The organism is Aequorivita sp. CRS11 (genome assembly GCF_059693805.1).
Genome location: NZ_JCATIG010000001.1, coordinates 532,700 through 552,534, shown reverse-complemented (window position 1 = coordinate 552,534; position 19,835 = coordinate 532,700). Strand labels below are relative to the sequence as shown.

21 protein-coding genes and 1 tRNA gene are annotated in these 19,835 nt (G+C 36.4%); 15 read left to right on the top strand and 7 right to left on the bottom strand.

Annotated features, from left to right (window positions below; all coding sequences use genetic code 11):
* The first annotated feature begins 25 nt into the window (after positions 1-25).
* The gene (locus AC58DT_RS02680; RefSeq protein ID WP_497215245.1) at positions 26-301 is read left to right on the top strand and encodes an ATP-dependent Clp protease adaptor ClpS; all 276 of its coding nucleotides are present in this window, start codon (positions 26-28) and stop codon (positions 299-301) included.
* On the opposite strand, the gene AC58DT_RS02675 is transcribed toward AC58DT_RS02680, so the two are convergent.
* Entirely contained in the window at positions 298-456 is a 159-nt protein-coding gene (locus tag AC58DT_RS02675; RefSeq protein WP_497215244.1) for a hypothetical protein, read from the bottom strand. The genes AC58DT_RS02680 and AC58DT_RS02675 overlap by 4 nt on opposite strands.
* A gap of 104 nt (positions 457-560) precedes the next feature.
* Positions 561-634 (bottom strand) — tRNA-Arg (locus tag AC58DT_RS02670).
* A gap of 73 nt (positions 635-707) precedes the next feature.
* Between AC58DT_RS02670 and AC58DT_RS02665 the strand changes: the two genes are divergently transcribed.
* On the top strand, positions 708-1,220 hold the full coding sequence (locus AC58DT_RS02665; RefSeq protein WP_497215243.1) for an adenine phosphoribosyltransferase: 513 nt from the start codon (positions 708-710) through the stop codon (positions 1,218-1,220).
* Here the strand turns inward: AC58DT_RS02665 and AC58DT_RS02660 are convergent.
* Together AC58DT_RS02660 and AC58DT_RS02655 are read right to left on the bottom strand one after the other, a co-directional pair.
* Positions 1,217-1,369 carry a hypothetical protein gene (locus AC58DT_RS02660; protein WP_062622292.1) on the bottom strand — a complete coding sequence of 51 codons (153 nt, stop codon included), beginning with the start codon at positions 1,367-1,369 and terminating at the stop codon, positions 1,217-1,219. The genes AC58DT_RS02665 and AC58DT_RS02660 overlap by 4 nt on opposite strands.
* 66 nt (positions 1,370-1,435) lie before the next feature.
* The gene (locus AC58DT_RS02655) at positions 1,436-2,308 is read right to left on the bottom strand and encodes a hypothetical protein (RefSeq protein ID WP_497215242.1); all 873 of its coding nucleotides are present in this window, start codon (positions 2,306-2,308) and stop codon (positions 1,436-1,438) included.
* A gap of 148 nt (positions 2,309-2,456) precedes the next feature.
* Here AC58DT_RS02655 and AC58DT_RS02650 point away from each other — a divergent pair, with 148 nt between their 5' ends.
* From AC58DT_RS02650 to AC58DT_RS02590, 13 genes are all read left to right on the top strand, one after another.
* Entirely contained in the window at positions 2,457-3,410 is a 954-nt protein-coding gene (locus tag AC58DT_RS02650; RefSeq protein WP_497215241.1) for a calcium/sodium antiporter, read from the top strand.
* A 564-nt stretch (positions 3,411-3,974) separates the two neighbouring features.
* Positions 3,975-6,161, top strand: coding sequence for a glutamine synthetase III family protein (locus AC58DT_RS02645; RefSeq protein ID WP_497215240.1), 2,187 nt, complete (start codon positions 3,975-3,977; stop codon positions 6,159-6,161).
* A gap of 637 nt (positions 6,162-6,798) precedes the next feature.
* The gene (locus AC58DT_RS02640) at positions 6,799-8,016 is read left to right on the top strand and encodes a hypothetical protein (RefSeq protein ID WP_497215239.1); all 1,218 of its coding nucleotides are present in this window, start codon (positions 6,799-6,801) and stop codon (positions 8,014-8,016) included.
* A gap of 204 nt (positions 8,017-8,220) precedes the next feature.
* Positions 8,221-8,733 carry a hypothetical protein gene (locus tag AC58DT_RS02635; protein WP_497215238.1) on the top strand — a complete coding sequence of 171 codons (513 nt, stop codon included), beginning with the start codon at positions 8,221-8,223 and terminating at the stop codon, positions 8,731-8,733.
* A gap of 112 nt (positions 8,734-8,845) precedes the next feature.
* Positions 8,846-9,532: a CsgE family curli-type amyloid fiber assembly protein gene (locus tag AC58DT_RS02630; RefSeq protein WP_497215237.1), complete on the top strand. Its 687-nt coding sequence runs from the start codon at positions 8,846-8,848 to the stop codon at positions 9,530-9,532.
* A gap of 110 nt (positions 9,533-9,642) precedes the next feature.
* Complete coding sequence (locus AC58DT_RS02625) at positions 9,643-10,017, top strand: curli assembly protein CsgF (RefSeq protein WP_497215235.1); 375 nt, start codon at positions 9,643-9,645, stop codon at positions 10,015-10,017.
* 7 nt (positions 10,018-10,024) lie between these two features.
* Positions 10,025-11,434, top strand: coding sequence for a CsgG/HfaB family protein (locus AC58DT_RS02620; protein ID WP_497215234.1), 1,410 nt, complete (start codon positions 10,025-10,027; stop codon positions 11,432-11,434).
* Complete coding sequence (locus tag AC58DT_RS02615) at positions 11,427-12,935, top strand: carboxypeptidase regulatory-like domain-containing protein (protein WP_497215233.1); 1,509 nt, start codon at positions 11,427-11,429, stop codon at positions 12,933-12,935. The genes AC58DT_RS02620 and AC58DT_RS02615 overlap by 8 nt, the downstream gene beginning before the upstream one ends.
* A gap of 82 nt (positions 12,936-13,017) precedes the next feature.
* Positions 13,018-14,196, top strand: a complete 1,179-nt coding sequence (locus AC58DT_RS02610) for an AIR synthase related protein (protein WP_497215232.1) — start codon at positions 13,018-13,020, stop codon at positions 14,194-14,196.
* Between the two features lie 172 nt (positions 14,197-14,368).
* Positions 14,369-14,977 (top strand): hypothetical protein, encoded by a 609-nt coding sequence (locus AC58DT_RS02605; protein WP_497215231.1) that lies wholly within the window; start codon positions 14,369-14,371, stop codon positions 14,975-14,977.
* Positions 14,978-15,073: 96 nt separating this feature from the next.
* On the top strand, positions 15,074-16,150 hold the full coding sequence (gene prfA, locus AC58DT_RS02600; RefSeq protein ID WP_497215230.1) for a peptide chain release factor 1: 1,077 nt from the start codon (positions 15,074-15,076) through the stop codon (positions 16,148-16,150).
* A gap of 25 nt (positions 16,151-16,175) precedes the next feature.
* Entirely contained in the window at positions 16,176-16,997 is an 822-nt protein-coding gene (pyrF, locus tag AC58DT_RS02595) for an orotidine-5'-phosphate decarboxylase (RefSeq protein ID WP_497215229.1), read from the top strand.
* A complete protein-coding gene (locus tag AC58DT_RS02590; protein WP_497215228.1) occupies positions 16,984-17,766 on the top strand; it encodes an ABC transporter substrate-binding protein in 783 nt (260 codons plus the stop codon). The genes pyrF and AC58DT_RS02590 overlap by 14 nt, the downstream gene beginning before the upstream one ends.
* 7 nt (positions 17,767-17,773) lie before the next feature.
* Here AC58DT_RS02590 and AC58DT_RS02585 read toward each other — a convergent pair whose 3' ends face one another.
* From AC58DT_RS02585 to AC58DT_RS02575, 3 genes are all read right to left on the bottom strand, one after another.
* The gene (locus AC58DT_RS02585; protein WP_497215227.1) at positions 17,774-17,956 is read right to left on the bottom strand and encodes a Lacal_2735 family protein; all 183 of its coding nucleotides are present in this window, start codon (positions 17,954-17,956) and stop codon (positions 17,774-17,776) included.
* Between the two features lie 104 nt (positions 17,957-18,060).
* On the bottom strand, positions 18,061-18,774 hold the full coding sequence (locus tag AC58DT_RS02580) for a DUF4197 domain-containing protein (protein WP_497215226.1): 714 nt from the start codon (positions 18,772-18,774) through the stop codon (positions 18,061-18,063).
* An 86-nt stretch (positions 18,775-18,860) separates the two neighbouring features.
* Complete coding sequence (locus AC58DT_RS02575) at positions 18,861-19,760, bottom strand: T9SS type A sorting domain-containing protein (protein WP_497215225.1); 900 nt, start codon at positions 19,758-19,760, stop codon at positions 18,861-18,863.
* Positions 19,761-19,835 lie beyond the last annotated feature (75 nt).

Here is a 19,835-nt window from a genome sequence, read left to right as displayed (position 1 = left end):
TTGTTTTAGTCATTTTACAAATATTATGAGTACCAGAGAAAAAATCCAAGAAGATGTAGAGGTTGCGGAAAAGGAGAACAACCTTAATGAAATTGTGCTTTACAATGACGATGTAAACACCTTTGACCACGTAATAAACAGTTTGATCTTTGCTTGCGAGCACACGCCGGAACAGGCTGAACAGTGTTCTATTATAGTTCATTATAAAGGAAAGTGTACTGTAAAAACAGGTGAGTTCAGCGAATTAAAGCCGCGCTGTTCAATGCTTTTGGAGGCTGGATTGAGCGCAGAGATTATTTAAAACCACTCAAAGTACAATCCAGAAACAATTACACCTATTATTAAAATAATGAGTACTGTAATTATGAAACCTGCGCCAAAGCGGGTTTTTTTATTGTCCTGAAGTATATAATCTTTTTCTTTCTCGTTATCGGAGTCTTTTACGATTTTAGTCATTTTTGATGGTTTTAATGAGTCCAAAATACTTAAAAAATCTGAAGTTTTTGTAAAAATTAAGCCATAAAAAAACCACGATTTCAAAAACGTGGTTTTTTTACTTGTGACCTCGCCAGGATTCAAACCTGGAACCTTCTGAGCCGTAATCAGATGCGCTATTCAGTTGCGCCACGAGGCCGTAATATATTTTGCTTTAAGCGGGTGCAAATATATTTCTTTTTAAATTGCAAGACAAATTAATGCTGTAAAAAATGAATTTATCTGAATATATTCGAAATATTGAAAATTTTCCAAAGTCTGGAGTTAATTTCAAAGACATAACGCCATTGCTTTCAAACAGTGATGCGGTTGAACATTGTGTTCAACAATTATTGGTATTGATAGATAATCAAAAAATTGACAAAGTTGCGGCTATTGAATCCCGTGGATTTTTCTTCGGAACCCTTTTAGCCCAAAAACTCAATGCGGGATTTGTGCCTATCAGAAAACCAGGAAAGCTTCCCTATAAAACCTTAAAAGAACCATATCAATTAGAATATGGCCTTGATGCCCTCGAAATTCATGAAGACGCAATTAAAAAAGGGGAGCGTGTGCTTTTGCACGACGATGTTTTGGCAACCGGGGGGACGGCACGGGCTGCTTGTAATTTAATTGAACGATTGGGGGGAGAAATTGTGCAGTGCAATTTTTTGCTCGAACTTGAATTTTTGAAAGGAATTAATAAGTTGCGCAATCGTTCCGTGCAGTCACTTTTAAAATATTAGTCCAAAGCGTTTTTTGTGACCCACAATTTATAGGCGAATATTGCCATTTGAAGTTTTGAGGCCTTTTCCAGTTCCACGCCCTTTTTTGTGAAGCTTGGAAGCAGCTTGCTATTTACTTTTGAAAGGAATTTGAAAAACTTCTTCTTCATATTTATATAAGTATAATATGAATTTAGGTATTTAATAATTAAATGTTTTTAAAGTGATGTTAAAACCTATTCAACACTTTTCATAACCGTATGTTGTTTGTCAACAGCCACGGTAATATTCTTTATGGCATCTTCGCCATTGCCGAATGATGAAGTAGAAACCGATCCGTTTCGATTGTCTATGGTGATGGAAATCTGGGTTATTTCGTTCTTTTCATTTCGTTCCAAATTTTTATAACTAAATGAAATATCTTCTACATCATAGCTTCTTTGAAGTTCTAAAAGTTCCAAATCGGTAGTGTTTTTCGTTATTAAGTTTGAAGGTCCATTATAAGAACTTTTTACTTGTGAATGATTATTTAATACTTGAAGGCTGTCTCTTCGTTGCTGCATTCTACGTTTCATTTCAGCTCTTCTCTCTGCCATTTCCTTTTCCATTTGCGCCCTCCTTTGTTTCATAGCTTCGCTGCGGGCATCATAGGAATTTTCGTTATTGCCTGAAATTTGCCTACTACTTCCTTGTCTTATAAATGCTTGATTTGAACCCCCTGCACTTTTAACGGAAATTCGACTGTCGTCTGAAACGATAGTTATATCACTTATGGGATTCTTGCTGCTTACGCTGTACTTTCCGGAGTTATTGTTTTTGTCTTTATAGACAATCGTGATAGAAATAATCTCAGAATTATCATTGTACACTACGTCCGAATATTCAAAACCCAAGCCTTCATTTGCCATTTGCTTTTTTATTTTTTCGAGCTCTTCAAGAGTTGTGTCTTTGGTGATTTTAATGGTTCTTTGTACGCCACTAACTAAATATTCCTTAGAAATCTGTGAAATTGTATTGTTTCCGTTGAATGAAGAAAATACAAAAGCAAAAAGTATCAAAACAGAGAAAAGTGAAATTTTTTGAATAGTTCTCTTAATATTGGTTTCCATAATCATAATTATTAAAAATTAATTTAAAATTTAGAATTGGGGATTAGAATTGGGGGTTTTTAAGTAAGGCGTAATTAAGAGGGGATAGTAACAAATATACAATTAATTCTTTGTTGCATTTAGTATCTTCGCGGCATTTGTATTTTCTATGGATTATCTATTCGTATTTTTAGGGTTAGTATTGTTAGTAGTGGGGGGAGAGTTTTTGGTGCGTTCTTCCGTGGCGCTCTCTTTTAAGCTTCACCTTTCAAAAATGGTAATTGGGCTTACCGTGGTGTCTTTTGCTACCTCTGCGCCGGAGCTTTTGGTAAGCTTACAGGCTGCGCTCAATGGTTTTTCTGATATATCTTTGGGAAACGTAATAGGCTCAAACATCGCAAATATTGGGTTGGTGTTGGGGATAACGGCAATCATTTCGCCTTTGGTCATCGATAAGGATTTTTATAAACTGAATTGGCCGGTTATGATGGTTCTTTCCATCGCACTGTACTTTATTCTGAAGAGTGGCTTGCAAATTTCCCGTTCTGAAGGAGTGGCATTATTACTCATTCTTTTTATCTACCTATATATATTAATAATAAGGGCCAAAAAACAACGTGGAACTCAACCTGTAGACGATAGTATAGACGAAGGCTTGTCAAAAGCTTCAAATTTTAAGATTGGAATATGGTTATTGATTGGGGGTGTAGCGCTTTACGGCGGGAGCGAGCTGCTTGTAAGCGGCGCTGTATCACTGGCCGAAGGTTTTGGCGTAAGTGAAAGAGTTATCGCTGTTACAATGATTGCAGTGGGTACAAGTATTCCAGAGCTTGCGGCTTCGGTAATTGCTGCATTAAAAAAGGAGAAGGCTATTTCATTGGGAAACCTGATTGGTTCAAATATATTTAATATTTCATCAGTCTTGGGAATTACGGCCATAATTCAACCGATAGCTGTAAAAAGCCAGGAGGTGCTTACAAGCGATATTTTCTGGATGATAGGTTTTGCTGCTGTATTGCTTCCCTTGGCATTTCTTCCAAAATCGTTCCAACTTGGCCGTAAGCGAGGGGTTGTTTTGTTTTTGGCTTATGGAATTTTTATTTCGATGACCATTATTTCTTAGTCCGGAAAAATTTTTTTGAAAATAGAAGAATAGTTGTGCCGTTTGAATAATTCATTGAATGTAATATTAATAGTTGGAACGTTGTAGGAAGGCGTTATTTTCCCATCATTTCTCTTATATTTCAAATCGCTTTTGTTTTGTAGGAAAAAAGGGCTGTTTTCTTACATTTTAATGACTTTGCTATGGCTTTGGTATGGCTTTGCTATGGAGTATCGGTGAATGGGGTTTCGGTTGGTTGTTTTCGGTGACCCGTCCTAAAATAACTATACAGGTTAAAGAATAAATTCTGATATAGTTATACAAATGTAAGTTGTCTGCTGCCGGTAATGCTATTTCATTTTTAAAACTTAAGCAATTTGGCGGCCTAGGGGGAGCTGATGTGGTGTTTTTCATATCAATTTTATAAGCATTCCAGTCATTATATATACTTTATTGAATACACCCCCTTAAAATATAGGGGGTTTATAAATTGTATAGTATAATATTATAAATAAATTATAAAGTTTAGGGGGGTGTATTTCTGTTTTTTATACATTTGCGCTTTCAAACCCTAAAAACAACACAATGTCCACATTAAGATTTGAAGCAATTAAGGAAACCTTTAAAAGGACTCCTGTATCAGTTGAAGAACCAGCTAGGCGCTCCGAAATTTTCGGAAAAAACGTTTTCAATGAGGCTGCCATGAGGCAGTATCTTACAAAAGATTCTTTTAAGAGTGTAATGGATGCCGTGCAAAATGGCTCTAAAATTGAGCGACACATCGCCGACCACATTTCTACTGGTATGAAAGAATGGGCGATTGCAAAAGGCGCGACACATTACACACACTGGTTTCAGCCTTTAACCGGTGCGACTGCCGAAAAGCATGATGCTTTTTTTGAAACAATGGAGAATGGCCAGGCAATTGAAAAATTTGGTGGTGGACAATTAGTACAACAGGAGCCCGATGCGTCCAGTTTCCCAAATGGCGGAATTAGAAATACTTTTGAAGCTCGTGGTTATACGGCTTGGGATCCAACATCACCGGCTTTCATTTATGGCACCACTTTATGTATTCCAACAGTTTTTGTTGCTTACACTGGCGAAGCATTAGATTACAAAACACCATTGCTAAGGGCATTACAAACTATTGACAATGCAGCGACTGCTGTGGCAAAATATTTTGATAAAAACGTTACTAAGGTAAATGCAACCTTGGGCTGGGAACAAGAATATTTTCTTATAGATAGTGCTTTGGCGGCATCCCGTCCAGATATTTCTTTGGCTGGAAGAACTTTGTTGGGCCATTCGTCTGCAAAGGGACAACAATTGGACGATCATTATTTTGGTTCCATTCCTGCGCGTGTTCTCAACTTTATGCGCCATTTGGAAACGGAGTGTATGCTTTTGGGCATTCCTGTAAAAACCCGTCACAATGAAGTTGCCCCCAATCAATTTGAGTTGGCCCCAATTTTTGAGGAAACCAATTTGGCTGTGGACCACAACTCATTACTAATGGACTTGATGCATAAAATTGCTGATAAACATAATTTTAAGGTGTTGTTTCACGAGAAGCCTTTTGCAAATGTAAACGGAAGCGGAAAGCATAACAATTGGTCTTTGGCAACAGATACGGGCGTTAACCTTCTAGGCCCTGGCAGCACTCCGATGAAGAACCTTCAGTTTCTAACTTTCTTCATTAATACCTTAAAAGCGGTAAATGAATATGAAGAATTACTTCGTGCCTCTATAGCCAGTGCAAGTAATGACCACCGATTGGGGGCCAATGAAGCTCCACCGGCAATCATTTCGGCATTTATCGGTTCGCAATTAACCGAAGTTTTGGATGAACTTGAAAAAGTAACTAGCGGCAAACTTTCACCACAAGAGAAAACGGACTTAAAATTGAACGTGGTTGGTAAAATTCCTGAAATTTTATTGGATAACACAGACCGTAACCGGACTTCTCCTTTCGCTTTCACAGGTAACAAGTTTGAGTTCCGTGCTGTGGGTTCTACGGCCAACTGTGCGAACCCAATGACTGTTCTTAATGCGATTGTGGCAAAACAGCTAATTGATTTTAAAACAGAGGTTGATGCTTTGATTAAAAACAAGAAGATGAAGAAGGACGATGCCATCTTCAATGTTTTAAAAGAGTATATTAAGGACTCCAAGCGCATTCGTTTTGAAGGAGATGGTTATGGTGAAGCTTGGGAGAAAGAAGCTGAAAGACGAGGTTTGAGCAATCATAAAACTACCCCCCAGGCCTTAAAAGCTAAGATTTCCAAAAAGGCTATTTCACTTTTTGAAGAGTTGGGTATTATGAGCAAGGTAGAGCTCGAGGCGCGTTACGAGATTGAAATGGAAGACTATACCATGCGCATCCAGATAGAAGGGCGTATTTTGGGCGATATAGCTAGAAACCACGTGATACCTACTGCAATCCGCTATCAAAATATTTTGATTGAGAATGTTCAGGGACTAAAAAATATCTACGGAACCGATTTCAAAAAATTAGCTGGAGAGCAACTACAACTCATTGAACAAATAAGTGAACATATAGCAAAAATAAACAAAGGTATAACCGAAATGATTGAGGCTCGTAAAAAAGCAAATAAAATTGAAGATGCGGAAAAAAGAGCTGTTACCTATTGCGATGATGTGAAATCATTTTTCCAAGTTATTCGTTATCATTGTGACAAGCTAGAATTATTGGTAGATGATGAAATTTGGCCATTAACCAAGTATAGAGAACTTTTGTTTACAAAGTAACTTTAACAAAAAATTAACAATTTATGTTAAGAACCGATTAAGTACATTTAATCGGTTTTTTTTATTTTTCATCTATAAAAAAGGGTTTTTTATATAGGAAAAACCCTTTTTTGAGAGGGGGGTTTCCCCCTTTTTTTCTTAACAGGTATGCGTAAGCTTGTGTAATTGCTTTTTTTGTTGCATCTTTGAATTGTAATTGATTGATAGTAATATCAAAAAATTATTTCTCCTCAAAAATTGTTAAATAACAAACCTAATCCCCTTAGTTTCTTTTGAAGTTGTTAGTTGTTTTAATCAATTAATAATTTAAAGAGTTATTTAAAATTTAAATCCACGTCTTTTGAATAAATGTTTTAACCTCAAGACATTTTAAAGACATTCTGAAACTATCCCCATAATAAAAAGTAGGCAAATCATGATATAATGATCTGTCAAGAAGACTAAGGAGTCAGTTCCTTATTAAACGTAGAATATTTTTTTAACCAAATATTAATCTTTAAATCTTTTAATTATGAAAAAAGTAGTTTTATGCGCATTGGCGCTAATGGGGGGGACAGCGATGTTCGCTCAGTTCAATACAAGTACAGTTACACAAACTGGACTTTTGAACGTTAATGGAACACTACAGGTGGGACTTATGAATAATTCCGATGTAGACCAAACAGGTAATTTAAACCTTAATGGTACCATGCAATTAGGTGACCATAATGATTCTGACACAGACCAAATGGGGAACCTTAACCTTGCTGGTACTGCTCAATTGGGTAACCGCAACGAGGCAACCACAGACCAATTCGGGAATCTTAATGCTTCAGGTACACTACAGGTGGGTAACCGCAACGACGCCACTACATGGCAGTGGGGTAATCGTAACCTAAGTACTACCACACAAATAGGAAACAGAAATGGATCTTTTGTTTGGCAAGATGGAAACCGTAATGAGTCTGACGTAGATCAAACAGGAAACCGTAACGATTCATATGTTGACCAGTGGGGTAACCGCAACAGCAGTGATGTTGATCAAGACGGAAATCGTAATGCTTCTGAAGTAGAGCAGTGGGGTAACAGAAACACTTCTATAGTAGACCAAGACGGAAATCGCAACAATGCTGATTTATTCCAAGGTGGAAACCGTAACTATTCTGAAGTATATCAAGATGGAAACCGTAACAATGCAACAACAGATCAAATAGGTAACCGTAACTACTCAGGTGTTGGCCAATATGGTAACCGTAATGATAGTGATGTTGACCAAACAGGTAACAGAAACGGATCTTTGGTTATCCAAGATGGAAACCGCAATGATGCTGATACAGACCAAATGGGTAACAGAAACAGTTCTTCAATTTTACAAGTAGGTAACCGAAATGATGCTAGAACTAATCAAGTAGGAAATGACAATATTTCTATAGTTGAGCAAATAGGTAACCGTAACGAAAGTGATGTTGATCAATATGGCAACCGCAACTGGGCTGGAACAGGCCAATACGGTAACCGTAATGAGAGTACTACCTTCCAATTGGGAGATGACAACTATGCTTTGACAATCCAAGACGGTAATGATAACGTTAGTTATACTGGTCAAGTAGGCTTCTTTAATGGTTCCGATGTATACCAAGTAGGTAACAGCAACTTTAATGCTGTAGGCCAAATAGGTTTAGGCAATTATTCTCTTGTTGAGCAATATGGAAATAGCAACATCAGTCTTGTTGGTCAAGCTGGTATAGGCCATTATAGTCATAACTTACAAGTTGGTAACGGTAACTTTAGCTTAGTAGGCCAATTGGGTGTTGGTAACTGGAGTGATGTTCACCAATTTGGTAATGGTAACGTAGATGTGACTTTGCAAAACTAAAAATTATTCAAGAATATTTTTAGATATTCAATTTTTAGAAAATAGCAAATTAAGTAGTATAAGAGCATCTAATCCGTGCTCTTATACTTCTTTATAAAGGAAGGTCTTTGCCTCCAAATAGTAAGACAATTAGAAAATTAATTTCGTTTTTATTATTATTTTCTCAAAAAAAGCAATAACTTAACTAACCTTAAAAAGAAAGAGATGAAAACCTTAAAAGCCATAATGATCGTACTCGCTTTTATAGCGTTAGTGAATGTTTCTCATGCACAAACATATGTAGGAGATAATACAACTTCATTGGAAAGTCTTCAAAAGACAACTTCACTATTCAGTATTGTCGCTTCACAAAATATACCTCCAGCTGATGTAAATAATAGTATCCGTGTTCAGCAAATTGGAAATAACAATACTTCTTTTTCTAGTACAACATCAAATTATAGTAATATTTCCTTATCTCAACTCGGAAATAGCAACGATATATATCTTAATGTTTCTGCAAATAGGATATCAGAGGATGTAATCCAGGTTGGAAATAATCATAACTTTATAGATATGGACAATACCGGCAGACAAAATCATGCTGCAAATGTTCTGCAATTTGGAACAAATCAGAATTTGATTTTGCTTGGAGGTCAGAATTCAATTTCCAATAACATGATAGTATCCATGCAGGGTAAAAATCAGACAATTATTATTCGCAACTTAAATAATTAAGATTTTGTTTAAAATTTCTCAACATAGCATAGCATTATTAATATGCTTCGTGTTAATTTCCAATATGGTCTTTTCCCAAATATACAACACTGAGGTTGAGGCTAATATTAACATGGAAAATAATGGCGATATGTACCAAATTACTGGTTCTGCAGTGAATAAAACGGCATCGAATCAAAGTTTGCGATATGTTTTGTCTGTAATAAAAAATGGTCCAAATAATTCTAACACTTCCAAAAATGATCAAAGTGGTAGATTTATTTTAGAAATTGGACAAAAAAAGAATCTTTCCACCACCACAATTAACGCAGACGATAAGGACAGGGTTATTATTCTTCTATTAATTTATGATGAAGTAGACAAGCCCCTTGGTATGGATCGAGTTGTGATTAATGGGACAGAAGAAGATATTGAAAAGGAAAGACTTGAAAACGTGGAAAGGGAACAAACGGTAAATGTTTCTCCAGATGCAATAAACAAGGCAGAAGACGGCGTAATTTTAAGAGGGATTGTAACAGAAGAGACCAAAACAAAGCCTGGCAGGGATTTTTATAGAATGTTCTACTCATTATACACCACAAATAATATAAATGGCGAGGAAATAGTAAACATTAAAGAAACGCTGTCCTTGAATAACAATACTAAAATTGAAATCTCTGTTGCTAATGAAACAGTATTGGAATTTTTTGTACGGCCCCAAGAAGAATATTTAAAGACAATGTCTGAGGTCGCTATTAAAAGAGTATATTGGTATTTACAAAAGTATAAAGAGAATAAAAACATTCAAAAGCATTATTGAATTAAATCAAATTAAAAAAATATATTTTTTATTAGCTTTGAATTTTAGTGTATGCTTCTAAAATAACTTTTTTCTCTCTTTATTGATGGTTTAGTTTAAAAACAAATAACATGAAAACTTTTTTTTTATTTTTATTTATAATGGTTTCTTCATACTGTGTTGGGCAACAATTAGTTTACAAGCCAATAAATCCAGCATTTGTAGGCGGAGAACCCTTTAATTATTCTTGGTTGCTAAATTCGGCTAACTCTCAAAACTCGTTTGAAGATTCAAAGTTTGATGCATTTGATAAACTTGACGGTTTTAACAACGGTCTTGATAATAAATTCGGCAATAATGGTTTTGGCAATGATAACTTACCCCCTAAAGGAACCTCAATTAGCGGGGATTTTCAATATGAGGTTTTTGAGTCGTCTAACGGATTGGTAATAAATGTTTTAAATATTGTAACTGGTGAAGCTACACAGATAATCATCCCAAATTAAAATCAATATGAAGAATACGCTTACAAAGTTATGTATTGCAACTATCTCTTTTTTTTTGTGGGGTTGTGGAGCATATTTTAATCAACCTGTAGGACCGCAAGATGCCCGGATAGGTGAAATTACCCAACAAACTAAAACCCTCTATTCCCTTCCAGAACCTGCAGAGCCTATCATTGCGGGTGTTTATAACTTTAAAGATCAGACTGGTCAATACAAAAATATTGAAACAGGAAGTACCTTTAGCACAGCCGTTACACAAGGCGCTACTACAATTTTAATTAAAGCTCTTGAAGATTCAAAGTGGTTCAGGCCGATTGAGCGTGAAAACATTAGCAATCTTCTGAATGAACGAAATATCATCAGAAGCACTCGTGAAGAGTATAGAAAGGCTGATGATCAAACCCCTACACGTTTGACCCCATTGTTATTTGCTGGAGTACTACTTGAAGGGGGAATTGTTTCCTATGACTCTAATATACTTACTGGAGGTGCAGGAGCAAGATATTTTGGAACAGGAGCTTCTACGCAATACAGACAAGACCGTATAACGGTTTATTTAAGAGCTGTGTCCACAAATACCGGTGAAGTATTAAAAACCGTTTATGTTTCAAAAACGATACTTTCTCAGGCCGTTGACGTTAGCTTGTTTAAATATGTTAATTTTCAACGTTTGCTTGAAGTAGAAACCGGATTTACAAAGAACGAACCAGCACAAATGGCAGTTAAGGAAGCAATCGAAAAATCTGTTGAAATGCTGATTGTAGAAGGAATAAAAGACAGGCTTTGGTCCACAAAGGATGGTGAAGAAAAGAATAAGGAAATTGTGGATGCCTACCTAAATGAAAAAGAAGCGGAGGAATCTACAGGTCTTTATGAAAGAAGATTTTTGAATTATGATTTCAGAAATACACTTTATGCAAATTTTGGAACTGCCCTTGTTGATGGAGATTATGAAACGGGAGTACTTGATTATAAGGCCGGGCTGGGATATAAATATAATATCATTCCTGAATTGAGCGTTAATGCTGATTTTCAGATATTTAAATTAAATAGTACACCCGAAATCAATCATTGGTGGGCCAGCGAAAGTTTGATTGTGGAATATAACATGCTCCCTTACGATAAAGTATCTCCTTTGTTTTTCGTAGGCCCCGGTGTCCTGCATTTTGTAGATGATAGTGGTTTTTTATACCTACAGAAATGGGACACATTTTTTAATATGAAGTTTGGTGCAGGCCTTCAGTACCGTGTTTCAAAAAGAATTTCATTTGAACTCAGCGGGGAGTGGAATGTTACTTTCACAGATAAAATTGACAATACGCCAAGGGGTAGAAGAGATGATTATTACTACACCTTTGGGCTTGGTCTTAATTATCATTTCAATTCAACAAAATCGAACATAAGGACTAATGAATAAATCCATGATGATGAAAAGCTTTTCTAAATATATAACCTTCGCTTTTTTCTTGACCCTCCTCTTTTCCTGCAACGAGGATAGAATAAATGAAAATGATTTTGGAACTATAACAGGAATCGTTGTGGTAGAAGGTAGTAATGAACCCCTTGAAAATGTTAGAATTTCTACTAGCCCCGTTACAAGCACTGTTTTTACGGACGTAGCGGGAAAATTCAAAATTGAAAATGTACCTGCGGGAGAATATTCAGTAGGTGCTAGGCTCGATGGATTTCTTGCAAGGTATGAGCCGGCCACTGTAATTAATAATACTTCGGTAAATGTTATTTTTGAAATGGAGATATCTACAGCCAACAATAGGCCGCCAAGTACTCCTGTTTTAATTAAACCTGCCGAAAATGAAGTATTGGAGAGTACCGAAGCCATATTTGAATGGAGCTCTACCGATCCTGAAGGCGATCCAATTACTTTCTCACTTGAGCTAAGAAATGATCAAGACGAAGAGGTTCTATTATTTGAAGACATTTCTGACTCTACCTACGTTTATTCAGATTTGATGCTTGGAGCTCAATATTTTTGGCAGATTTCGGCTACGGATGATATAAATCCTCCAGTATTAAGTCCGGTGGGTACATTCAAAGTGATGAATGCACCCGTAGAAAACAGGTTTTTGTTTGTTCGAAATATCAACGGAAACAATGTGATTTTTTCTGCTGATGAAGAGGGTAACGAGTTTCAGTTAACTTCTGAAAACACAAATAGCTATAGACCAAGAAGGAATGTTGCCGCAAATAGAATTGCCTATCTTCAAACGACCGGGGCACAGGCAGATATTTACACTATGAAGCGCGATGGTACAGATAAAGTTAAAGTAACATCAAATGTGAAACCTAATGGTTTTGACTTAAATGAAATAAACATTGACTGGCCCGAAAATAGCGATCGTATTTACTTTCCAAATATGGACAAGTTATATCAAATTAGATCAAATGGTCAAAACCTTAATCTTGTTTACCAAACACCAGATGGTTCTTTAATTTCTGAAATGGCAGCTAGCGAAAATACTAATTTAATAGTACTAAAGACAAATGATTTGAATGGTTATAATGTTTCTTTTATTACAATTAGCAAAAACGGGAATTTTATTGAAACCTTAATTTCAGGTCTTCCTGGGGGTGCCAGTGGACTAGATCTGTCTGTTGATAATAACACTATTGTTTATTCTTATGATATTTCTGAATTTCAAAGTAATGATTATAGAAGGTTAAACTCTCGAATCTTTACTTATAATATATCAACGGCTGACGTGGTTGACATTTCAAATGAAAAACCCAATGGCACAAATGACTTGGATCCAATATTTGCCCCTAATGAAGCGTTTGTGATTTATACCAATACTTCTAATGATGGGATTTCTAGAAAGGATATATATACACTTGAAATAGGCGTGGATGAAACGCGAACACTACTTTATACTGATGCTTTTATGCCCGATTGGGAATAAATCTATAAAATACTGAAAACCTTAAAAGCCCACCTTTGTGGGCTTTTTTTTAATCCGTATTTTTGCAACTTAAATAGAACCAATGAGTAAAGAGATTTCAAAACGTTACGCACAACGAGGTGTTTCGGCAGGAAAGGAAGATGTACACAACGCCATAAAAAACGTGGATAAAGGTCTTTTCCCGAAGGCCTTCTGTAAGATTGTTCCAGATTATTTAACAGGTGATGCAGATTATTGTTTGGTCATGCATGCAGATGGCGCAGGTACTAAATCATCACTTGCTTATGCGTATTGGAAAGAAACTGGCGATCTTTTGGTATGGAAAGGAATTGCGCAAGATGCACTTATTATGAATATAGACGATCTTCTTTGCGTAGGCGCCGTTGATAATATTATGCTTTCCTCAACCATTGGTAGAAATAAAAATTTAATTCCCGGTGAGGTTATTTCAGCAATTATTAACGGTACCGAAGAATTGATTTCTGAAATGAGACAATACGGCGTTACCATTCATTCAACAGGTGGGGAGACCGCAGATGTGGGTGACTTGGTACGTACCATAATTGTAGATTCCACAGTTACGGCACGAATGAAACGCAGTGAGGTTGTTGACAATGCGAATATTAAACCGGGCGATGTGATCGTGGGGCTTGCTTCTTTTGGACAAGCTACTTATGAAAAGGAATACAACGGTGGTATGGGCAGCAACGGTTTGACTTCCGCTAGGCACGATGTTTTTGAAAACTATTTGGCAAAAAAATATCCAGAGACATTTGATTCATCGGTTCCTGAGGAACTTGTTTATTCGGGATCAAAAAGATTGGATGATTCAGTTGCGGACAGTCCTTTAAATGCTGGTAAGTTGGTGCTTTCACCCACGCGTACATATGCGCCTATCATTAAAAAAATTCTTTCACAATTCAGTAAGGGGGAAATTCACGGAATGGTGCACTGCAGTGGGGGCGCGCAGACGAAGATTCTTCACTTTGTGGAAAACCTTCATATTATAAAGGATAATTTGTTTGAAATTCCGCCACTGTTTAAACTTATTCAAGCTGAAAGTGGGACAGATTGGAAAGAAATGTACCAAGTATTCAACATGGGACACCGGATGGAGCTTTACGTTCCCGAAACCATTGCTGAAAGCATTATTGAAATTTCAAAATCCTTTAATGTAGATGCACAGATTGTGGGCAGGGTAGAAGCCGCTTCTTCCAAACAGCTTACTATTAAATCTACTATGGGAGAATTTGTATATTGATATTTTCAATTATATTCGCAAATGATTTTGAGTTGGTTACGTTTTATTCTCATATCATTAATAGCGAATGTCTGAGAAACTTTTTTTCAAAAACTACAAAATAGGGCTAGGTTTTCTGGCTGTTTTTTTTGTCCTTTTAAGCGTTATTGTTCACTTATTCCACAATTATTTTTTGTTTCGTTTACTGCGTGGTATCATTTGTTATACCGCCCTGGTTTATCTATTTATTGCCCACGGAAAGCATATTCAAAAGTGGTTGGTGGGGTTTCTTTTCTTTTACGGAGCTTCCAGCATTACAACCATTTGGTATGAAAACGGCATCATGGCCAGTATTTCTATGATATTGAACTTTTTGGCGTTTTTGATGCTGCTTTGGTATCTTATTCCTAAAATTAAATTGAAAAATCTAACTAAAAAGTTTACCCTTCTTTTTGTATTGATGATGCTGGTGAATGGTTATTTGTTCATTAAGTTGATTGAATTGATGAAGGATATGACTTTAAACTATACGCAATACCTCTTTATGATATTGAGTGCTTTTTGCGGAATTTTATTGGCTTTTTTGGCGCTTTTCTACAATCATTATTTTAATTCTAAGCTGTCCATGAGCTTTACGCTTTTGGTGTTTTTGATCATTTTTGCCGAAATATTCAGGGGTATTGCCTACTACGACCTAGGGTATAGCATCGCTTTTGTGTATGTGGCGAGAATTTTATTTGTGGGTAGCCTCTATACGTTGGTGCATTTTTCTTTTTTCGATTTAAAAACCAAAAGGATTTAAAAACTGTCGCTTCTATTTTTTTTAAATATTGAACCCATTTACAATCGCTTTCATTCCCTTAAAAAATTGTAAATTTGCACCCATTATAAAATTTATATGTTAGATAGGCTTCAAATAATAAAACAACGTTTTGACGAGGTGAGCGACCTCATAATACAGCCCGATGTAATCAGCGACCAAAAGCGGTACATTCAGTTGAATAAGGAATATAAGGATCTGCGAATTTTGATGGACAAGCGTGCCGAATTTTTGGAACTTACCGACAACATAAACGAAGCAGAAGAAATAATTGCCGATGGTAGCGATGCCGAAATGATGGAAATGGCGAAGCTACAACTGGAAGAAGCAAAAACACGCTTACCTAAGCTAGAGGAAGAGATCAAATTTCTTTTGGTGCCGAAAGACCCCGAAGATGCCAAAAATGCCGTGATGGAGATAAGAGCTGGAACAGGTGGTGATGAGGCGAGTATTTTTGCGGGCGATCTTTTCAGAATGTACACCAAATATTGTGAAGGAAAAGGCTGGAAGACAAACGTAATTGATTTTAACGAAGGAACCAGCGGCGGTTTTAAGGAAGTACAGTTTGAAATAGAAGGAGAAGATGTTTACGGAACGCTTAAGTTTGAAGCGGGCGTTCATCGTGTGCAGCGTGTGCCGCAGACGGAAACGCAGGGTCGGGTACATACCAGTGCAGCAACGGTGATGGTTTTTCCGGAAGCGGAAGAATTTGATATTGAAGTAAATCCCAAAGATGTGCGTATTGATTTCTTTTGTTCTTCAGGACCTGGAGGGCAATCTGTGAACACTACCTATTCTGCGGTGCGATTAACGCACGTGCCCACGGGAATTGTAGCACAATGCCAAGACCAGAAATCGCAGCATAAAAATAAAGAGAAAGCCTTTAGGGTTTTACGTTCCAGATTGTATGATCTTGAACTGGCCAAAAAGCAGGCTGAAGATGCTCTGAAACGAGGTTCAATGGTAACCAGTGGTGACCGCAGTGCCAAGATTAGAACCTATAACTATCCACAAGGACGTGTGACCGATCATAGAATTAACCTTACATTATATAACCTCGGAAATATTATGAACGGTGACGTTCAGGAAATAATTGATGAGCTTCAATTGGTTAGCAATACCGAAAAATTAAAGGAAACAGGCGAAACTTTTTAAATATTTTCTTCTGAAATAATAGACTATGACTACAGCGAATTTGATTTCAGAAATAAAAAGAAAGCAATCGTTTCTTTGCGTTGGGCTTGATGTTGACCTTGAAAAAATTCCTGAATTTCTTTTAAAAGAGGAAGACCCGATATTTTCTTTTAATAAAGCCATTATTGACGCTACCCAACAATATGCGGTTGCCTATAAACCAAATACCGCTTTTTATGAAGCCTATGGTTTGAAAGGCTGGAAATCTTTGAAAAGGACGATACATTATTTAAACGAAAAATATCCTGAGATTTTTACCATTGCCGATGCAAAGCGCGGTGATATTGGCAATACTTCCAGCCGTTACGCAAAAGCTTTTTTTGAGGATCTTGGTTTTGATTCGGTTACCGTCGCTCCTTATATGGGAAAGGATTCCGTAGAGCCTTTTCTCGCTTTTGAGAATAAGCACACTATTATGCTTGCATTGACTTCCAATGAAGGCGCTTTCGACTTTCAAACCAAACTCGTTGGTGAAGAAGAGTTGTACAAACAGGTTTTAAAAACTTCAAAGGTGTGGCACAATAGTGAAAACTTGATGTATGTGGTAGGCGCAACGAAGGCTGAGTTTTTTGCTGACATTCGTAAAATTATTCCGCACAGTTTTTTATTAGTTCCCGGCGTAGGGGCGCAGGGCGGAAGCTTGAAAGAAGTCTGCAAATATGGATTGACTGAGAATGTTGGTTTGCTTGTGAATTCTTCACGTGGAATTATTTATGCTTCGAAGGATACTGATTTTGCCAAAGCTGCGTCTCAGGAAGCGAAGAATATGCAGCTTGAAATGAAAGCCATTCTAGATGGAGTTCGTTGATCAATTAAATAGAACTGTAACTCTTACCCAGCCCCCTTCGCGAATTATTTCGTTGGTGCCTTCCCAAACCGAATTGTTGGTAGCTCTTGGCTTGCGCAAAAACATAGTTGGTATTACCAAATTCTGTGTCCATCCCAAAGATTTGCGAAAGGAGAAAACGATTGTTGGTGGAACCAAGCAGGTTGATTTTGAAAAGATAAAATCACTTAAACCAGATATTATCGTTTGCAACAAAGAAGAAAACACCGAGGAAATGGTACTTCAGCTAGAAAGTGTTGCTCCGGTTTGGGTGAGTGATATTGCTACGATTTCAGAAAGTATCGAGATGATACTTCAGTTGGGGAAAATTTTTGAGGTTGATGGTAGGGCTTTAGAAATTACAGCAAATATTAAATTAAAATTGGAAGGATTTAAGGAGTATGTAAGAGATTTTCCGTCAAAAAAAGTGCTTTACTTAATTTGGAAAAACCCCTATATGGCTGTAGGGAAGAACACTTTTATCGATGAATTATTACAAATTAATAATTTTGAAAATATCATTATTAAAAATAATTCCCGCTATCCGGAAGTAAGTATTGAATTGTTAAAGACTGCGGAATTGGTACTTCTTTCCACAGAACCTTATCCCTTTAAAAAAGTAGATGCTGATGTTTTAGCAGAGGAATTTAATTCTGAAGTTAAAGAAGTTAAATTAGTAGATGGGGAGTTTTTTAGCTGGTATGGATCACGACTTATAAAAGCTTTCGATTATTTTAAAGAGTTACATTAGCCAATAATTATTTATCTGCTTGCCTAAAAGATAAATATTGTATTTCTTGAAAAATTCTATCTGCTTGTTGATGTGCTTTTTCACTTTTTTCGGGATCTTTTGAAGAAAGTTCAAATGAGCGCTTCATTAAAAGTCTGTATCTTTCTTTTAATTGTTCAATTCTGGATTTTTTTCTAAACCAATTATACATAACTAAATCTTTGCACACATCAAAGATAGCCTTAGTATTTGTAACGTGTTATTAACAAGAGGTTAATGGTTTCATAAATTATATTAGATATAAAATATCTTTTTTTAATCCTGTAGAGCAAAAACCTGTCGGAGCAAAGTAGTTGTCCTTGCTGAAATATTATTACGGATATCTTTCTCTTCTACGCTTATCATTTTATAAACGCCTTGTAGCGCTTCAGTGGTAACATAATCTGTTAGGTCTGGGTTTACTTTGGTTACGAAAGGAATGGAATTATATTTTGTAATTATGTTTGTCCAAATTTGGTCTGCACCTACTTTTGAAAAAGACTGCTTAATCACAGGATTAAATTTTGAATAGAGCGCTGAGGTTGTTCTTTGTTCCAAATAATTGGTAGCTGCATTATCGGAACCTAACAAAATGTTTTTTGCATCTGCAAAAGTTATTCCTTTTACAGCTGATACAAATATGGGAGTAGCTTCTTTTACGGCGTCTTCAGCGGCTCTGTTCAAGGCTTTAATACCTTCATCTGCTAAACTCCCTAGGCCTATATCTCTTAAGCCCTGATCCACCTTCTGTAATTCAGATGGCAACATTATTTTTACCAGTTGATTTTTATAAAAACCATCTTTTTGTGTAAGTTTTGTTACTTGTTTGTCAATACCCTTGTCCAATGCCTGTCTTAATCCATTAGCTATTGTTGTTGAGTCCATTCCTATACCTGTTTCAGTAGGAATCGTGTTGACAACTTGTTGCAGTTCAGCACAAGAAAGTAAAAGAAAAATTGAACAGAAAAGAAAGATTTTTTTAAGTAACATAGCTTTAGAATTATATAGGTTTCAAATATAAAAAAGCCCTTCAATATTGAAGGGCTTTTTTCTTTAAAAAGAGTTTTTAAAAATTCTTATTTAAGAACTTTTACTGTTTTTGTAGCGTTTCCAATAGTTACTTGAACCAAGTAAGCACCAGAAGCTAAACCACTCATATCTACTTTTGGAGAAATAGCATCAGGATTTACGGTAAGAACCGCTTTACCTAATACATCGTAAATAGTTACGTTATCCACAGCAGTTTTAGTGCTAATAGTCAATACGTCTTTAACTGGGTTTGGATATACTCTGAAAGAATCAGCAGCAAAATCTTCTAGTCCAGCACTGTCAGTGTCAAAGAAAACATCGTCAATGTAATACTGGTTGTTTGCATCAATAGAGAAGAAATCAACACCTCCTAGGTTACCACCAGAAGTATAAAAATCTCCATTGTAGATTTCACTACCATCGATATACATTACTACGGTGTCAGTATCTAAGTCAATTTCGTGAGTAATTTGGAACCAAAAGTTTTCAGGGTAGCTAAAAGTTGAAACAATATTTGCTGGGTTCGCATCATCTACAACATATCCAGTTCCAGGAGCTAAGTTGTCTAGGTTAAAATGAACGTTAATACCCCAAATTCCACCTGAAGCACCTGTGTCTTCATCTTCTTGGATATTATAGTATCCAGTTTTTCCACCAGGAACATACATATACCATGAAAGTATGTACTGTCCTGAAGTTTGGTTTCCTAGCAAAAGCATGGCATCTTGTACACCGTCATCGCCGATATAACCAGACTGAGAAGGAGAAAATGCTTGGTCAGTACTTATAACCAAATCTTCAGGGCCTGCAGCACCACTCCAGCTAGACCAATGGTCTTCATGTACTGGACCTGGCGTGTACCCTTCCATGTCGTCATCAATTATTTGTGCATTAGCACTAAATGTAAAAGCTCCTATAGCAAAAGCCAATAAGTAAATTTTTTTCATAATGTTTAAGTTTTTAATTGTTTAATATTGATGCTGCAATATACAAAAATATTGAAATATTGCAACCCATTTTAG

Coding starts and splice junctions, on each gene's coding strand:
- AC58DT_RS02680 (WP_497215245.1), top strand. CDS start 26: ATGAGTACCAGAGAAAAAATCCAAGAAGATGTAGAGGTTGCGGAAAAG.
- AC58DT_RS02675 (WP_497215244.1), bottom strand. CDS start 456: ATGACTAAAATCGTAAAAGACTCCGATAACGAGAAAGAAAAAGATTAT.
- AC58DT_RS02665 (WP_497215243.1), top strand. CDS start 708: ATGAATTTATCTGAATATATTCGAAATATTGAAAATTTTCCAAAGTCT.
- AC58DT_RS02660 (WP_062622292.1), bottom strand. CDS start 1,369: ATGAAGAAGAAGTTTTTCAAATTCCTTTCAAAAGTAAATAGCAAGCTG.
- AC58DT_RS02655 (WP_497215242.1), bottom strand. CDS start 2,308: ATGGAAACCAATATTAAGAGAACTATTCAAAAAATTTCACTTTTCTCT.
- AC58DT_RS02650 (WP_497215241.1), top strand. CDS start 2,457: ATGGATTATCTATTCGTATTTTTAGGGTTAGTATTGTTAGTAGTGGGG.
- AC58DT_RS02645 (WP_497215240.1), top strand. CDS start 3,975: ATGTCCACATTAAGATTTGAAGCAATTAAGGAAACCTTTAAAAGGACT.
- AC58DT_RS02640 (WP_497215239.1), top strand. CDS start 6,799: ATGAATAATTCCGATGTAGACCAAACAGGTAATTTAAACCTTAATGGT.
- AC58DT_RS02635 (WP_497215238.1), top strand. CDS start 8,221: ATGAAAACCTTAAAAGCCATAATGATCGTACTCGCTTTTATAGCGTTA.
- AC58DT_RS02630 (WP_497215237.1), top strand. CDS start 8,846: ATGGAAAATAATGGCGATATGTACCAAATTACTGGTTCTGCAGTGAAT.
- AC58DT_RS02625 (WP_497215235.1), top strand. CDS start 9,643: ATGAAAACTTTTTTTTTATTTTTATTTATAATGGTTTCTTCATACTGT.
- AC58DT_RS02620 (WP_497215234.1), top strand. CDS start 10,025: ATGAAGAATACGCTTACAAAGTTATGTATTGCAACTATCTCTTTTTTT.
- AC58DT_RS02615 (WP_497215233.1), top strand. CDS start 11,427: ATGAATAAATCCATGATGATGAAAAGCTTTTCTAAATATATAACCTTC.
- AC58DT_RS02610 (WP_497215232.1), top strand. CDS start 13,018: ATGAGTAAAGAGATTTCAAAACGTTACGCACAACGAGGTGTTTCGGCA.
- prfA (WP_497215230.1), top strand. CDS start 15,074: ATGTTAGATAGGCTTCAAATAATAAAACAACGTTTTGACGAGGTGAGC.
- pyrF (WP_497215229.1), top strand. CDS start 16,176: ATGACTACAGCGAATTTGATTTCAGAAATAAAAAGAAAGCAATCGTTT.
- AC58DT_RS02590 (WP_497215228.1), top strand. CDS start 16,984: ATGGAGTTCGTTGATCAATTAAATAGAACTGTAACTCTTACCCAGCCC.
- AC58DT_RS02585 (WP_497215227.1), bottom strand. CDS start 17,956: ATGTATAATTGGTTTAGAAAAAAATCCAGAATTGAACAATTAAAAGAA.
- AC58DT_RS02580 (WP_497215226.1), bottom strand. CDS start 18,774: ATGTTACTTAAAAAAATCTTTCTTTTCTGTTCAATTTTTCTTTTACTT.
- AC58DT_RS02575 (WP_497215225.1), bottom strand. CDS start 19,760: ATGAAAAAAATTTACTTATTGGCTTTTGCTATAGGAGCTTTTACATTT.